This window comes from Actinomadura rupiterrae, from assembly GCF_024172125.1.
In the GTDB taxonomy this organism is placed as follows: Bacteria; Actinomycetota; Actinomycetes; order Streptosporangiales; family Streptosporangiaceae; genus Spirillospora; species Spirillospora rupiterrae.
Window position 1 is genome coordinate 21452 of sequence record NZ_JAMZEA010000020.1, and the last position, 15180, is coordinate 36631.

At 72.2% G+C, this 15180-nt stretch carries 12 protein-coding genes; 10 read left to right on the forward strand and 2 right to left on the reverse strand.

Annotated features, from left to right (window positions below; all coding sequences use genetic code 11):
- Positions 1-40: 40 nt before the first annotated feature.
- The 10 genes from FHU30_RS44350 (at position 41) to FHU30_RS44395 (ending at position 13465) form a co-directional block, all read left to right on the forward strand.
- Positions 41-442: a YbaB/EbfC family nucleoid-associated protein gene (locus FHU30_RS44350; RefSeq protein WP_253883742.1), complete on the forward strand. Its 402-nt coding sequence runs from the start codon at positions 41-43 to the stop codon at positions 440-442.
- Positions 439-744, forward strand: a complete 306-nt coding sequence (locus tag FHU30_RS44355; protein WP_253883743.1) for a WXG100 family type VII secretion target — start codon at positions 439-441, stop codon at positions 742-744. The genes FHU30_RS44350 and FHU30_RS44355 overlap by 4 nt, the downstream gene beginning before the upstream one ends.
- Before the next feature lie 181 nt (positions 745-925).
- Entirely contained in the window at positions 926-7771 is a 6846-nt protein-coding gene (locus FHU30_RS44360; RefSeq protein WP_253883840.1) for a DUF8616 domain-containing protein, read from the forward strand.
- A 9-nt stretch (positions 7772-7780) separates the two neighbouring features.
- The gene (locus FHU30_RS44365) at positions 7781-8269 is read left to right on the forward strand and encodes a DUF6301 family protein (RefSeq protein WP_253883744.1); all 489 of its coding nucleotides are present in this window, start codon (positions 7781-7783) and stop codon (positions 8267-8269) included.
- Between the two features lie 5 nt (positions 8270-8274).
- Positions 8275-8721 carry a TY-Chap domain-containing protein gene (locus FHU30_RS44370; RefSeq protein WP_253883745.1) on the forward strand — a complete coding sequence of 149 codons (447 nt, stop codon included), beginning with the start codon at positions 8275-8277 and terminating at the stop codon, positions 8719-8721.
- Between the two features lie 64 nt (positions 8722-8785).
- Complete coding sequence (locus FHU30_RS44375) at positions 8786-9244, forward strand: TY-Chap domain-containing protein (RefSeq protein WP_253883746.1); 459 nt, start codon at positions 8786-8788, stop codon at positions 9242-9244.
- Positions 9245-9368: 124 nt separating this feature from the next.
- A complete protein-coding gene (locus FHU30_RS44380; RefSeq protein WP_253883747.1) occupies positions 9369-10532 on the forward strand; it encodes a hypothetical protein in 1164 nt (387 codons plus the stop codon).
- A gap of 16 nt (positions 10533-10548) precedes the next feature.
- Positions 10549-11649, forward strand: a complete 1101-nt coding sequence (locus FHU30_RS44385; RefSeq protein ID WP_253883748.1) for a hypothetical protein — start codon at positions 10549-10551, stop codon at positions 11647-11649.
- 136 nt (positions 11650-11785) lie between these two features.
- The gene (locus FHU30_RS44390; RefSeq protein ID WP_253883749.1) at positions 11786-12310 is read left to right on the forward strand and encodes a hypothetical protein; all 525 of its coding nucleotides are present in this window, start codon (positions 11786-11788) and stop codon (positions 12308-12310) included.
- Positions 12311-12664: 354 nt separating this feature from the next.
- The gene (locus FHU30_RS44395; protein ID WP_253883750.1) at positions 12665-13465 is read left to right on the forward strand and encodes a hypothetical protein; all 801 of its coding nucleotides are present in this window, start codon (positions 12665-12667) and stop codon (positions 13463-13465) included.
- A 34-nt stretch (positions 13466-13499) separates the two neighbouring features.
- Here FHU30_RS44395 and FHU30_RS44400 read toward each other — a convergent pair whose 3' ends face one another.
- Together FHU30_RS44400 and FHU30_RS44405 are read right to left on the reverse strand one after the other, a co-directional pair.
- Complete coding sequence (locus FHU30_RS44400; RefSeq protein ID WP_253883751.1) at positions 13500-13868, reverse strand: hypothetical protein; 369 nt, start codon at positions 13866-13868, stop codon at positions 13500-13502.
- Between the two features lie 63 nt (positions 13869-13931).
- On the reverse strand, positions 13932-15035 hold the full coding sequence (locus tag FHU30_RS44405) for a LysR family transcriptional regulator (RefSeq protein WP_253883752.1): 1104 nt from the start codon (positions 15033-15035) through the stop codon (positions 13932-13934).
- Positions 15036-15180 lie beyond the last annotated feature (145 nt).

A 15180-nucleotide genomic window follows, 5' to 3' on the forward strand; every position in this document is an offset into this window, starting at 1 on the left:
CATGTAACGTCGTCGGGACCGACGATGGGGAGGGAGCGGCATGCGCGCTGAGTGGCAGGCGCACATCGACGAGCTTCTGGGCCAGTACCGCGAGCAGCGGGACAAGCTCAAGGGGCTCCAGGAACGGCTCGCGACGATCGAGGCGTCCGCCGAGGCGGCCGACGGGATGGTCCGGGTCACGGTGGACCGGCAGGGCCGGATGACCGAGCTGGAGCTCGACCCCCGCGTCTACCGGAAGCTGGCCTCGGCCGAGCTGTCCGCCGCGGTCCTGGAGGCGTCGAACGCCGCGTCCGAGCAGGTCGCCGAGCAGACCCGGCAGGCGATGGAGGACATCGCCCCCAAGGGCTCGCCCGGCGGCGGCATCCTCGACCTGGGCAAGCTGCTGCCCGAGAAGTTCGACATGGACTCCATTCGCGAGCACTACGGATTGCTGGGTAAATGAGCGACGGCGGATATGTGGAAGTCGACACCAAGGCCCTGCGGAAGGCGGGCACCGGTTTCGACACGGGCGCTGACCACCTGAAGGACATCTTCACCCGGCTCAACAGCAAGCTCTCGGCCGAGGGCAAGTGCTGGGGCAACGACAAGACCGGGCAGCAGTTCGCGCAGAACTACGAGACCCCCTCGACGAACATGCTCAAGTCGTTCGGCGACCTCGGCAAGGCCCTGCACGACATCAAGGGCGGCATCGACGAGATGGCCGACAACTACGACAAGGCCGAGCACCACTCGAAGATCAAATGACCCCGGCCCGCCCCGTCCCGCCGCCCCCGCGGCGCGCGGACGGGCCGGGCGAGGTTGCACCCGCCAGGCATCGCACCTATAAAAGCCCTTTCCGGACGGTTTGATCTTGACCTGCCGGTCCGGGGCCTGGCACCCCGTCCCCCCGCTCCCCGAACTCCCTTGAGGTGGCCTTCCCGTGGGCATGGAGATCCCCGACGAGGTCAAGTGGCTGTCCTGGATCATCGGCACGGACTGGCCCGAAGGCGACGAGACCGCGATGCGGCGCGCCGCCGAGGCGTGGCACACGGCGTCCGGCGACGTGACCTCCCTCATCGGGGAGCTGAACAAGGCGGCCGGCGACGTGTCCGGCGCGCTGGACAGCCAGGCCGCCGAGAACTTCCGGAAGAACTGGGACAAGTGGACCGCCACCGACCCGGAGATCCTGCCGAAGCTCGCCGAGGCCTGTGACGCGCTCGGGAAGGTGCTCGAACAGGGCGCCACCGAGATCGAGTACGGCAAGTACATGTTCATCGCGCTGCTGATCGTGACGGCGATCCAGATCGCCTGGCTGATCGCGGCGGCATTCGAGACGTTCGGCGCGTCCACCGCGGCGATCCCGGCGGTCGAGGCGGGCGCCTGGGCCACCGCGCGGACGATGGCGACCCAGCTGCTGGAGCGGCTCGGCGAGAACCTGCTGTCCTCGATCGCCAAGGGCGCGATCATGGGCCTGCTGCAGGGCGGCGGGCTGGACCTGCTGATCCAGGGCATCCAGGTCGCCCAGGGCCACCGCGACGGGATCGACCTCAAGCAGGTCGGCACCTCCATGCTGGACGGCGCCATCGGCGGCGCGGTCGGCGGCGCCGTCGGGCACGGCGTCGGCAAGATCCCCGGACTTTCCGGCGCGGCCGACAGCGCGGTCGGGAACATGCTCAAGGGCGCCGCCCGCGAGGGCATCGGCGGCGCGGCGGGCGGCGCGCTCGGCTCCATGGCCACCGACCTCGCGCACGGCCGCGACATCGACCTGGAGGCCGCCGCGAAGGGCGGCACGTCCGGCGGTTTCGGCGGCGCGGTCGGCGGCGCCAAGGGCGGGCTCAACGAGTACAACAACGGCATCCACGCCCCGGATTCGACCAACACGCCGACGACGGAGCCCACGACGACCCCGACGGCCGACCCGGTCTCCACGCACGATCCGTCGTCGTCCCCGTCGTCGTCTCCTTCCTCCTCGCCTTCTTCGGAGCCGTCGTCCTCGCCGTCGTCGTCGCCGCACGGGAACGAGGGCGGCGACCATCCGTCGTCCAACGGCGGGCCGGAAAATTCGCCGACCACGACGTCCTACCGGGACCCGGGGCCGAGCAGCGAGCCTTCGTCCTCGCCCTCGTCCTCGCCGTCGCACAGCGGCGGCGACTACTCGCCTACGCCGTCCCACGACTCGGGTGGCGGCCCCTCGCACGACTCGGGCAGCCGGAATCCCATCGAGTCGGCGCTGAACGGCGGCGGGAACACCCCGCACACGGACCTGGCGTCGTTCCCGCACGAGAACGAGTCGGGGCCGTCTTCCAGCAATTCGTCCCCGTCGTCCTCGTCGCCTGGGCCTTCGCCGTCCGGCGTTCCGCATGACGGCGGGCCTGGTCCGTCTACTTCTCCGAGCAGCAGCGGACCGTCCGGGCCTGGGCCTTCCGCTGCCGGCCCGACGTCCGCCGGGCCATCCGGCGCCGGCCCGATCTCGTCCGGACCCTCGGCTTCCGGACCGTCCGCTTCCGGACCGTCTACTTCGGGACCGTCTGGTTCCACTTCTGGACCATCTGCTTCGGGACCATCTTCTTCCGGACCATCCGCGTCCGGACCTTCCGTGTCGGACCGGCCGTCCGGCGCCGGGCCTTCGACCACGCCGTCCGGGACGGGCCCGTCCGGCACCTCGCCTGCGCCCACGGGCAGCGGCGGCGGTCCGCGCGGGACGAACCTGGCCTCGCCGTCCCCGGACGGCACCCGCACGCGTCCCGGCGCGGACGGCGAAGGCGACCACACCGGCGACCACACCTCCCCGAACGACAACGGCCCCGCCGTCACGCCGATGCCGGTCTTCATGCCGGGCGGCGACGGCGGCGCCCCGAGCGGCTCCTCGCCGTCGTCGTCCTCGTCCTCGTCGGGACGCGGCGCGAGCCCGTCCGGCGAACCGTCGACGCGTCCGTCCACCGCCGGTTCCGGCTCCGGCTCCGGCAACGAGCCGCCCCGCCCGGAGAACCGCCCCGCCGGCGACGACCAGGGCTCGTCCGACCCGTCCCGCGACGGCCAGGAGCCCACGACCGGCCCGAAGGTGGACGACCAGGGCGTCATCCACAGCGACCAGCCCCCGGTCGAACACGTCCCCGACGAGCAAACCCCGCAGGAGCAGAGCCCCCAGGAGCAGACCCCGCAGGACCAGTCGCCCCAGGAGCAGACGCCGCACGAGCAGGCTCCGCAGGACCAGAGTCCGCAGGAGCAGGCGCCCCAGGAGCAGAGCCCGCAGGAGCAGGCGCCCCAGGAGCAGAGCACGCAGGAGCAGACGCCGCAGGAGAACGACTCCTCCGAGCCGTCGCCCAAGAGCGAGCCTGATCCTGCGTCGAACGGCGAGCACGAGCCGTCCCCGCAGCAGGAGCAGGAGCCGACCTCCCACGACCTGCAGGAGCACGAGTCCGGCCCCGCGCCGGAGCGCGACCCCGCAAACCCGGACGAGCACGACCCCGCGTCCCGCGACAACGACCCGTCCACCCAGGACGAGCACGACCCCGCCACGCGCGACAACGAGCCGTCCGAGCCGACGACGCGCGACCACGAGCCGAGCACGCCCGAGGAGCACGAGCCGACCCCGCGCGACCACGACTCGACCAACCCGGAAGAGCACGAGCCGACATCCCGCGACCACGATCCGGCCACGCCCGAGGAGCACGAGCCAAGCCCGCGCGACCACGACTCGACCAACCCCGAAGAGCACGAGCCCAGCCCGCGCGATCACGAGCCGTCCAACCCCGAAGAGCACGAGCCGACCTCGCGTGACCATGACCCGGCCACGCCCGAGGAGCATGACGCGGCTCCGCGCGGCGAGCATGACCCGCGGCCCGTCCCGGAGAACGTCCCGGAGCACCTCCGCGACCACTTCCGGCAGAGCGACGAGACGCCGTCCGGGCGGTCCTTCCACGACTCCGAGGGCAACCCGGCGCACCCGAACGCCGACCGCGTCCCGCCGGAGGAGCACCGGTACGTCGTGGACATGCCCGGCGACGAGCACGGGCCGTCCGTCGGCGACCACCGGATGTCCCCGGAGGAGTTCGCCGACACCCTCCGCAACGACCCGAACTACGACGGCCGGCCCGTCCTGCTGCTGTCCGACAACACCGGGCGCGGCGACTTCGGCCCGCGCGCGGCGAACGAGCTGGGCACGCGCGTCGTCACGCCGGACGGCCCCGTCCACATCAACGAGCACGGGCAGCCGACGTCGCCGAGCTGGTCGGTCCACGACCCGCAGCCGCGGACGACCGAGCACACGCCGCCGGCCCACGAGCCCGCGGCGCGTCCCGAGCCGGAGCCGCACCCGCAGCCCGAGCCCGACCCGCGTCCCGGCCACGTCGACGACGACGGCGTCCGCCGCTTCAGCACGGACGACGAGGGCGAGCAGTACGGCGAGCGGCACCTGGGCGACGTCTACGACAACCTGCCGCCGGACCTCCAGAACGCGCTGCACCAGTACACGGTCCAGTCCGTCCAGAACAGCTTCCTGCGTCCGGGCGCGGGCGACCCGGGGCACATGTTCCGGCAGCTGCAGGACCAGCACATCGCCCAGGCGCACCTGAACTACCTCAACGGCGGCCAGCCGCCGACGCTGCACCAGGTCCACGACATGATGCGCCGTCCGGACCTGAACGACTACCAGCGCCACCTGGTCAACTACATCGTCAACTCGCCCGACCCGCACGGCGCGCTCAACAGCATCGGCCACGGCGCCGCAGGGCACGAGTTCTACACCCGGTACTTCGGCGAGACGCCGAGCACCGAGGCGTTCAACAACCGCATCCACCAGCTCGACCAGGCTCTCGCGCACACGCTCCCCGAGCCGATCGAGGCGCGGCGCGGCCTGCACGACGTGTCGTTCATGCAGACCGGCGACGGCACCGCGCTCGGCAACCGCGACCCGCGCTCCCTGATCGGGACGACCCAGACCGAGCCCGGCTACATGTCCACCTCGCTCGGCAACAGCCCCGCCGTCGTGGACCACAAGCCGTTCGAGATGCAACTCCACCTCGAACTCCCCGAGGGCACCCACGGCGTCTGGATGGGACGCGACAGCGCCTATCCGGACCAGCGCGAACTCGTCCTGCCGCGCGGCACCCGGTACGAGATCACCGACGTCCGGCAGACCGGCTACGACCAGTTCGGCCGTCCGACCTACGACATCCACGCGCGCGTGATCCCGCACGGCCCGCCGCCGGAGCCGGCCGCCCGCCCGGAGACGACCCACAACACCCCGTCCACGGAGCGGACCCCGACCGTCCCGGACACCTCGTCCGCGACCCCGGACCGCACCCCGACGCCGGACCACAACGCGCCGACCGACAACGGCCCCGCGCCGACCCCGGACCGCACGCCGAACCCGACGCCGGACCACTCCCCGACGTCCACTCCGGAGCGCGCCCCGGAGCGCACCCCGACCGACCGGGACCCGGCGTCCAACCCGTCCGAGGGGCCTGGAGACCGGACGCCGACGACGCGTCCGACCGACCGTTCGACGGAACCCACGTCGTCCACGGACCGCGTCCCGGAGAGCAGCACCCCGGCGCCGGACCGCACGCCGAACCCGTCCGACCACCCGTCCACGGACCGGACGCCCACCAGCGACCGCACCCCGACCCCGACGGACCGGACCCCTTCGCCGACGCCCACGGACCGCACGCCGTCCACCGACCACACCCCGGGCAACGACCGCACCCCGTCGTCCGCGGACCGCACCCCCACGACGGACAACACCCCGTCCACGGACCGGACGACGCCCGCGCCCGACCGAGGCCCGACGCCCGACCGAGGCCCGACGCCCGACCGAGGCCCGACGCCGGACCGCGGCCCCACCCTCGCGGACCAGCCCACCGACCGGACCCCGACGTCCACCGACCGCACCCCGTCCGCCGAGCCGTCCCCGACCCCGACCTCGGACCGGACGCCGACCAGCGACCGCGCTCCGGGCAACGACCGGACGCCGTCCACGGACAGGACGCCGACGTCCGACCGGACGCCCACGTCCGACCGCGACCGGACACCCGCCTCGGACCGCGACCGCACGCCGTCCACCGACCGGACGCCCTCCGCGGAGCGCCCCGGCAGCGGCCCTGGGCACGGCAACGACCGCCGGACGACGTCCCCCCACACCGAGCACGAGGGGACGAACCGCCCCCACGAGAACGAGCAACAGCAGCACCACGACGAGCCGCAGCAGCACCCGGACGACGTCCCGCGGAACCTGCCCGAGCACCTGCACGAGGTCTGGCGCTCCAGCGACGAGACCCCGTCGGGCCGCTCGTTCTACGGTCCCGAGGACCACGCGATGCGGGAGCTCGCCCGGCAGATCGCCGCCGACCCGAACCGCTACGTGATCGACGCGCACGGCGGCCCGGACGGCATCACGGTCAACGGCCACAAGATCTCCGCCAAGGACCTGGCCGAGCTGATCTACCACGACCCGAACTGGAACGGTAAGGACGTCTTCCTGCTGTCCTGCCACACCGGCGAGGGCGACTTCGCGAACCAGCTCGCCCGCCACCTGGGCGTGAAGGTCGTCGCGCCCGAGGGCCTGGCCTGGTCCGACCACAACGGCAACATGTTCGCGAGCACCGGCCACCACGACGCCGACGGCCGCCTCCGCCCGGACTTCCCGCCGAACGGCCAGTGGAAGACCCACTACCCGGACGGCAGCACCGACCCGGCCGGCCGAGGCCACGCCCCCGGCACCGACACGTCCCACCACCCCACCGACCCGTCCCACGACGCCCGAGCCAGAGGCGACGACGACCCCCAACCGTCCCCCGACCACGACCAGGAGCCCCCTCTCGTGCGCGGCGAGGACGGCCGCCTGCACCGCGAGGGCGACCCCGACGGCTTCTACCGGACCGAGGACGGCCGGCTCCACCACGAGCAGGACCCGCCCGGGACGCACCGCACCGAGGACGACTTCCGCCTCAAGGACACCGCCAAGGGCACCTTCGCCACCGACCCGCTCCGGGAGCGCCCGTACGACTTCGACAAGGACCTCGGCGAGAAGCACGAGTACAAGCCGGAGGACCAGAGCCAGAAGGCGCACGAGGAGCTGGAGAAGCTCGCCGAGGAGCGCTCGAAGGTCGACGAGGAGCGCAAGGACGTCCGCGAGGACCTGAAGCAGGTCCTGGACGAGCTCGGCGTCAAGAAGCACGACGAGGTCAACAGCGACAAGAAGATCGAGGCGCAGAAGGAGAAGATCATCGCGCGCCTCGGCGCCGATCCCGAGGTCCTGCAGAAGCTGGAGCGGATGGAGGAGCTGGCCAAGAAGCACAACGAGCTCGGCCAGAAGCTCGCCGGGTACAGCGAGAAGCTCGGCATGGTCGCCGGTAAGGACTTCCTCACCCACCACCTCGGCCGGCAGCTGCTCACCCCGAGCCACGACGGTCCCGGCAAGCCGGACACCATCGACATCCTCGGCGTCAGCATCGACGAGCACTCCGCGACGATCACCGCGATCGAGGCCAAGGGCGTCGGGTCCACCCTCACCGGGCGGCAGATCGAGAACTTCCTCAAGGCGGAGCAGGGCAGCCCCGAGTACCTGGACTTCGTGATGTCGATCGACCCCGACCTGAGAGGCGTCCTGGAGGCGAACCCGGCGCTGCGGCAGCAGCTCCAGGACCACCTGAACGCGGGCACCCTGAAGGTCGAGTACGTGTATATCCACGCCGACAAGAACGGCGTCGTGAACTACGCCGATTTCGGCCTCAGCCGCGACGGCGAGCCTTTCGACTTCCGCCGCGTCTCCGGCCTGGAACCCCGTGGATAGGATCGGACCATGACGGAGAAAGCCATTCTGCCCGACGACCGGATCGGCGAGTTGGCGACGGCGTTCCGCGACCTGGACTGGTCCTGGAGCGCGCAGGACGTGCCGGATCTCGTCGCCTCCTTCGGCTGGAGCGTGCACGTCGCGCTCAAGAACACGGTGTGGCTGGACGACGGCCTCGGCCCGGCCAGCGCCGACGTCAAGATCCAGGACGGCGCCCGCGCGGTCATGATCAACGCCGCCACCTGCACGTCCGTCGACCCGGACGCGACCGGCGCGCAGGCCGCCCGCGACCGCTCCTGGCTGCGCGACGAGTTCGCCCGCGTCGCCGGCCTGGCGTCCGAGCGCCTCGGCGCCCCGTCCGCCCGCATTCCCGGCGACGAACCGGAAGTGCGCTGGCAGGGCGCGGAAACGACCGTCGGAGTGCGTTCTTCGGAAGTCCGGGTCACCCTTTTCGTGGCCCTGAACGACTATCTCAAGACCTGGGACGAGGAAGCCTGATTCGCATGGACTGGCAGACGTTCGCCGCCGAACTGGCCGACGATCTCGCGGGCCTTCCGGCGGGCGCGCTCCTGGTGATCACCGAGCGCGCCGACGGCGGCCGCTTCACGCAGTTCGCCCAGGACGACGACGGCCTCGTCGCGTACGTCAGCGACAACACCTACCTCGCCCCGGCCGACCAGGCGTCCCCCGAGGCCCGCCGGACGATCGAGGCCGCGGGCTGGAACCCCCCGGAACCGCGGCAGGGCCACGAGGACTGGTGGTACCGCCTCCCCTGGCCCTCGTCCTCCGCCGCCTACCACCGCCTCACCGACATGATCGTGACCGCCCTGCGCGACGGCTACGGCATCCCGTCCCCCGAAGGCTGGCACTACCGAGCCTGGAACGACCGCAAGGGCAACGAACCCATCACCCTCCACAACCTGACCCTCACCCAGGCTCCCCTCCGGTAGCCGGCCCCGGCCCTGCCGGGCCACCCGGGCCGACAGATCCCGAGCACCCTCGAAGGAGAACGCAGTGGACTGGGAGACGTTCGCGGCCGCCCTGGCGGGCGACCTCGCGGAGCTTCCCGAGGGGGCTCTCGTGGTGATCAGCGAGCGCGAGGGGGGCGGCCGCTTCACGCAGTGCATGCAGGAGGAGGACGCGCTCACCGCCTACGTCTGCGACAACGTCTTCCTCAAGCCGGAGGACCGGGCGTCCGCGGAAGGTGAGCGGATCATCGCCGACGCCGGCTGGAAGCCCCGCGACCCCGCGATGGGGGACGAGAACTGGTCGTACGTGCTCCCCTGCCCCGCACCCGCCGAGGACTACCGGAACCTCACCGACATGATCGTGACCGCCCTCCGCGACGGCTACGGCATCCCGTCCCCCGAGGGATGGACCTACAGCGCCTGGAACGAGCTCACCGGCAACGGTTCGATCGCTCTCCGACGCCTGGAGGCGGTCGTGGCCGACGAGATGAGGACCACGCCTTGACCGGACGGACCGCACCGCACGAACAGCCGACCGCCCGATTCGGCCTGGCCTTCGACGTGCTCGGAGGCAGGTCGGAAGGTGTCGGGAAAGCACTAGGATCGGGCGGATCGAGGAGGCTGAAGCGATGACTCAGGGGCCCGGAGAGCGGCCGCCGGCCGGGTACGGGCCGTGGCCGTACGACCAGGCGCGGTACGACCAGCTCGTGCAGTGGATGGGGACGGCGATGGCGTCGCTCGCCCCGTCCGGATGGCGGCGGGTCGACCTGCGCGTCGCGATGGCGGGCGGTGCGTCGCGCGCCGCGCTCGCGGTCGTGATGGCGGACGGCTCGGTCCGCGAGTTCCAGGCCCCGCGCGAGTTCCTCGGCGTCGCGGCCGAGCTGCGGTCGATGATGTACCGGCCCGGCGAGGGCACCTGGTTCGGGATGCGGTTCATGCTGGAGCCGCCCGGCGCGTACCGGACATGGTTCGACGCCGATCTCGACCCGGGTCTCGGCGGCGAGGCGTACCAGCGCGACCTGGCCGCGTTCCCGCGCGAGTGGCTGCCCGTGTGGCTCGGCGGCGCGCCGCGGTCGGTCGACCGCCCGCTCGCCCTGGACGAGCAGGCGCAGATCCTCGGCGACATCGCGCAGCTGCTCGGGATGTTCCTGCCGTCCGCATGGGTCGAGGCCGCCGTCCGGTACGCGCCGGACGGGTCGTCCGTCCAGGTCACCGGGCTGGACGGCCGGACCACCGCGTTCGCGGCCCCGCCCGCGCTGAACGAGATGTTCGCCGTCCTCAAGCAGGGCACGTCCAGCCCGTGGACGGCGGCCACCCTCCGCCTCACCTTCCCCGACACCCACGACATCACGTACGAGCAGCCCGCGCCGCCGCAGGCGGAGCAGGCCGCGCCTCCGCAGGCGGAGCAGGGCGCGCCTGCGGAGGCTGCGCCGGCGGGTTCGGATGGGCTTCGGATGGCGGGGGCGGCGTTGCCGCGGCAGGGGGAGGCTCGGCCGGACGTTCCGGAAGATGAGAAGGACGCACTCGTCCAGTACCTGGAGCGGGCGCCGATCGTGCTCGCGGCGCGCAGCCTCGACGCGGACGAGCTGGACCCCGAGCGCGCGGCCCGCGTGCCGCTCACCTTCCACACGGACGGGACGTGGGTCTGGCCGGGGGCCGTCGGCTACTACCTGAAGGCGCACGGCGTCGCGCCCGATCCGGAGCTGGTCGCGCACGCGCGCGGCAACGCGTTCCGGACGCCCGAGGTGGACGACGCGCAGCGCGACGCGGCGGTCGCGCTCATCCGAACCTGACCTGGCAGAGGACTCCATGCAGAAGTACGAGCCGTTCACCCGCAAGCCCGTCGAGTACCTGCCGGTGCTCCTGGACGGCGAGCCGATCGGCTACCTGTGGGCGAGCGAGACCGACAAGGCCGCGAGCTTCGTCCGCCGCCTGGACATGATCCAGCGCGCGTACGAGGCGCCGCTCGCGTGGGGCGACCGGCTCGACGCCGCCGCCGCACAGGACATCCCGGCCCGGGAGGCGATCCGCCGCTGGATCGGCGTCGCGCAGGACCAGCGCGCCGGCGGCGTCCCGCCGGGCGCCACCCCGCAGCGCGCGGGCTCCCTCGCCGTCGTGGAGCGCCTCGCGAACCCGCAGCTCGCGCCGTCCGAGGGTCCGATGATCCAGGACGGCGAGTTCCCCGACGGCACGCCCGTCGACCGCTCGAAGGGCTGGGGCCCGCTCCACGTCCAGGCGCCGCCGACCTACCCCGTCCAGGCGTCCGGCCCGGTGGTGTACCGCCCGGTCACCGGGGAGGACGGCCTGGTCCTGGGCTACCTGTGGGCGTCGGGCGGTTCCGCCTCCTACATCCCCCGCGCAGACGCGGGCCTGCGGGCGGCGAACGCGTCGGGCCCCCTTTACGTCGGCCTGCGCGAGGCGTTCGCCCAGGGCGTCCCGGCCGTGGACGCGATCCGCTCCCTGCTCCCGGACGCCCTGGAGTCCGAGGCCCCGTCCCTGGACGCCCTGACAAACCAGGCGAACCGGTACGAGCAGTCGCTCCGCATGGCGTTCCCGCTCCCGGAACCGAGCCTCACGCCCCGTCCGCCCGTCCCGCCGCAGGCCCGCGAAGCGGTCCTCACCTACCTGGAGCAGGCGCCGGTGGCCTTCCCGTCCGGCGCCCCGCTGCCCGACCTCCAGGACGACGCCCGCCCCCTGACCGTCCCGTCCGGCTACCGGACCGACGGCACCTGGGTCTGGCCCGAGGCCACCGCCTACTACCTCCGCACCCACAACATCGCCCCGGACCCGTCCCTGGTCGCCCACATCCAGGCGAACAACGCCCAACTCCCGGACGTCTCCAAAGAAGCCCTAGCCGAGGCCCTGGAGACCCTGAAAACCAACGGCGCCATCACCGCCCCCCCGATCTAGCGGTTATCCCCCGCACGGGGGAGCGAGATCTTCGCCCGTTCGGGGGGGACGACCTTGAACCGGTCGGGGGAAGCGCGTGCCTGGCCCTTCCCAGCAGCATTGGCGGTGTCAGCAATGCTTCGACCTGGGGGTTTTCATGGATGCCGTCGCGCCGCGCTGGATCGAGTGGGCCGCTCGGGCCGCCAGCCTTACCGCGCTTCCGTCCGGGCTTTGGCGGATCGCGCTCGGAGTCGGGGTTCCGGTCGGGTTCTCCGGCGAACTCGCCGACCTCTACAAGCCCGGCTGGATGCTCACGCCGTACGTGATCGTCCTGACGCTGGTCGCGGAGGGTTTGGCGATGCTCACGATGGGGCTGGTGCGGCCGTGGGGCGAGGTCGTCCCGTCGTGGATCCCGTTCCTGGGCGGACGCCGCATCCCGCCGCTCGCGGCGGCCGTCCCCGCGGCGCTGGGTTCGCTCGCGGTCACCGTTATTACCTTCATCGGCGCGGTGTCCTGGGCCGATCCCGGCGCGATGGGCGACCCCGACGCGCCGCACGGCGTCGCCGGCGCGGTCATGACGGCCTGCTATGCGCCGCTCCTGGCCTGGGGCCCGCTGCTCGCCATCGTCACGGTCGCTTACTACCTTCGCCGGACGCGCCGTCCCCAGGCTGTCGCGGCCTGAGTGCAGCCACGTTTCGTCCGCGGTCGAGATTTTCGGGGCCTAATCTGAGCGCCGTCCTTTAAGAGGAGGCTTGTGATGTCCGATGAATTGCCGGAGACCGACGACCGCGCCCCTGCCGAAATCATCACGGGATTGGTCACTCATACCCTGAAACTCGCCGACCGAGCAGCAGCTGTCCCATTCACCAGGTGACGGCTGGACGTTCAGGCAGATCGCATTCCACCTCTCCGGGGCGTCCTATTACGCGGACGCGGTCGGCGATCTGACGGGTGAACGAACCGGAGCGGACGCGTCCAACGTCTAACATTCAGACGTAGCGCCCCCTGCCCAGCGACCCCCGGTGAGTCCGCACACATGAGCCAGCCGACCTTCCTCCCGCCGGACGACGAGACGCCTCCCGAGCCGCCGTCCGCCGCCCCGGCCCCCGCCGAGCAACCGCCCGCGGAGCCCCCGAGGCCGCGCCGCAAGCTGTGGCCGCTGGCCGGGGCCGGCGCCGCCGCGCTCGTCGCCATCGGCGGCGTGACCTGGGCGATCGTCGGCGGCTCGGACGGCAAGAAGGACAAAGCGACCTACGCCTCGGCCCCGTCCCTGTGCAGCGCCGTCCCCCAGGACACCCTCGACCGGCTCGTCCCGGGTGCTGCGCAGCCGCCCACGTCCGGCACCTACCCCAGCCAGCGCTACACGTACTGCGACTGGCGCTCGTCCAACGACAACCAGCCGCACGTGAAGCGCATCATCGAACGCGGCGTCCTCGTCGCCGTCCGCCTGCACGCGACCGAAGCCGCCGCCAAGGCCGACTTCGACACCGCCTGGCAGGGAGCGCTCCAGACGAACGGCACCACGTCCCTCGGCACCCTCCGCAGCGACGCGACCACCCGCCTCGGCGGCATCGGCGACCAGGCCTTCTTCACCCACCGGACCGCCGTCAGCGGCCTGGGCAAGCTGGGCACCGCCGAGGAGACGGTCCGCGTCCGCAACGCCATCGTCATCGTCGCCTACCGAGGCCGCGACTCCAACTCCGACGGCTTCGGCTATGCGGACGAATCAACCTCGATCCCCCTGGACGCCGCCTCCGGCCGCCCACCCGCCGACACCCTGGCCCACCAGGTCGTCACCGCCCTGACCAGCTGCACAACCTGCCGCGCCCGCTCCTGACCTTTAGGTCCGGTTCGGACGCGGCGCTTCGACGTCAGGGCGTCCGGCAAGTCGGAGCGGACGAGCTGTACTCATGCGTCGCCGCGACGTCGCGAGGATTCCACGGCGGCTTGGCCGGCCCCGGAGTGTGTCCGGAAAGAGGACGCGCCCGGTGCTCGACGCCCGCGGAGACCTGCGGCCTCGATGCCGAGCGGACGCTCGTCCGGATGAGCGCGGCGGCGTTCCAGATGGCGTACGCGCTGACGCTGAACGGCACCCAGATGCGTTGGTCGATCGCGATGAGGACGACGGTCGCGACGGCCAGCAGAACGGCCCGCTGGATGGCGCCGTTGCGCGCCGCCTTCACCCACGCGGAGCCGGACGCGGGCATCGCCACCTGCGAAGACATCTCTGTAGTGGTCATGGAAGCGACGATAGGCAGCGCCCCCGCACTGCCGGGATGACCGCTCACGCCACCGCGGGGTCATTACACGCCAAGCTCCGCCGCCCCCGGCTCCACCCCGGCAAGCGCCCCCGAACCCGCCCTCGCATCGTTCGCCACTGCCGCGGTCGCGTCTGCGATTGCGTCCGTCGCCTCGGCCGCGGTCGCGCCTGCCATTGCGTCCGTCGCCACGGCCGTGGTCGCGTCGGCTGTCGCAAGCGTCGGCCGGTCGGCGAGAGGGACGGTCCAGCCGCTGGTCACGGCGTGTTCGAGAGCGACGCGCACGAAGCCCTCGGTGTCGGGGTCGCTCGGCGGACGCGGCCAGACCGGGCGGACGGTCAGCGGCGGAAGCCCGGACACCGGGACGACTCTGACCAGCGGGTCCGGGCAGATCTCGGGCAGGGTGCCGGGCACGAAATGGACCAGGTCACCGTCCGTGGCGACCCACCGCAGCAGCTCCTCCACGTATCCGCACGGAATCGGACGCGTCCGCAGCGGACGGCCGGTCGCCTCGGTCGCGGGGAGCCAGTAGTCGGTGTACCACTCCGGGAAACCGGGATGGACGATCTCATGGTCGGCCAACTCCACGGCGGCGACGTCGTCCCGTCCGGCGAGCGGATGCGACTCCGCGACGGCCACGGCCCGCGGCACGTGCAACAAGGCCGGGCCGAAATTCAGGTCCGGGACGCGCGCCTGCGGCGACCATGTCAGGAAGACGTCCACCGGCCATTCCCTGCGTTCCTGCCAGCGGAACAAGTCCGAGGTGGGATGGGTGGAACGGATGACGCGGCACTGCGGGTGAGCCCTGGCGACGGCCCGCATCAGCTCGGGCGCGACCTTGGCGGGCAGCGTGGTGTCGAAGCCGACGCGCATCGTCCGATCCGCGGAAATGCCGCTGCGGACGCTCTGCATGGCGCGCTCGATCTGGAGCGTCGCGGGCCGGATCTCGCGGAGCAGGAACTCCCCGTCCCGGGTGAGACTCACCCGGCGGCTGGTGCGCTCGAACAGCGGTGCGCCCAGCCGCCGCTCCAGCGTGCGGACCAGCCCGCTGACACGCGAGGTGGACAGCCCGAGCCGCTCCCCCGCCCGTCCGAAATGCAGCGTCTCGGCGACCGCCAGGAACGCCTCGATCTCGCGTGCCTCGATCACTGGCCCTCACGTGTTTCGTTCACCGATCTGTCCCTCCGGGCGGTCACGACGCGAACTGCTCCGTGCAAGGTACGCCCCTGCCCGGCACCCGCGCCGCCTGGACGCCGCTGGGAAGCGTCCCACCTCCGCCCTCCACGACCGCGAC

What these genes read in the sequence shown, in the direction of transcription:
- FHU30_RS44350 (WP_253883742.1), top strand. Translation starts at nt 41, where the DNA reads ATGCGCGCTGAGTGGCAGGCGCACATCGACGAGCTTCTGGGCCAGTAC.
- FHU30_RS44355 (WP_253883743.1), top strand. Translation starts at nt 439, where the DNA reads ATGAGCGACGGCGGATATGTGGAAGTCGACACCAAGGCCCTGCGGAAG.
- FHU30_RS44360 (WP_253883840.1), top strand. Translation starts at nt 926, where the DNA reads ATGGAGATCCCCGACGAGGTCAAGTGGCTGTCCTGGATCATCGGCACG.
- FHU30_RS44365 (WP_253883744.1), top strand. Translation starts at nt 7,781, where the DNA reads ATGACGGAGAAAGCCATTCTGCCCGACGACCGGATCGGCGAGTTGGCG.
- FHU30_RS44370 (WP_253883745.1), top strand. Translation starts at nt 8,275, where the DNA reads ATGGACTGGCAGACGTTCGCCGCCGAACTGGCCGACGATCTCGCGGGC.
- FHU30_RS44380 (WP_253883747.1), top strand. Translation starts at nt 9,369, where the DNA reads ATGACTCAGGGGCCCGGAGAGCGGCCGCCGGCCGGGTACGGGCCGTGG.
- FHU30_RS44385 (WP_253883748.1), top strand. Translation starts at nt 10,549, where the DNA reads ATGCAGAAGTACGAGCCGTTCACCCGCAAGCCCGTCGAGTACCTGCCG.
- FHU30_RS44390 (WP_253883749.1), top strand. Translation starts at nt 11,786, where the DNA reads ATGGATGCCGTCGCGCCGCGCTGGATCGAGTGGGCCGCTCGGGCCGCC.
- FHU30_RS44395 (WP_253883750.1), top strand. Translation starts at nt 12,665, where the DNA reads ATGAGCCAGCCGACCTTCCTCCCGCCGGACGACGAGACGCCTCCCGAG.
- FHU30_RS44400 (WP_253883751.1), bottom strand. Translation starts at nt 13,868, where the DNA reads ATGACCACTACAGAGATGTCTTCGCAGGTGGCGATGCCCGCGTCCGGC.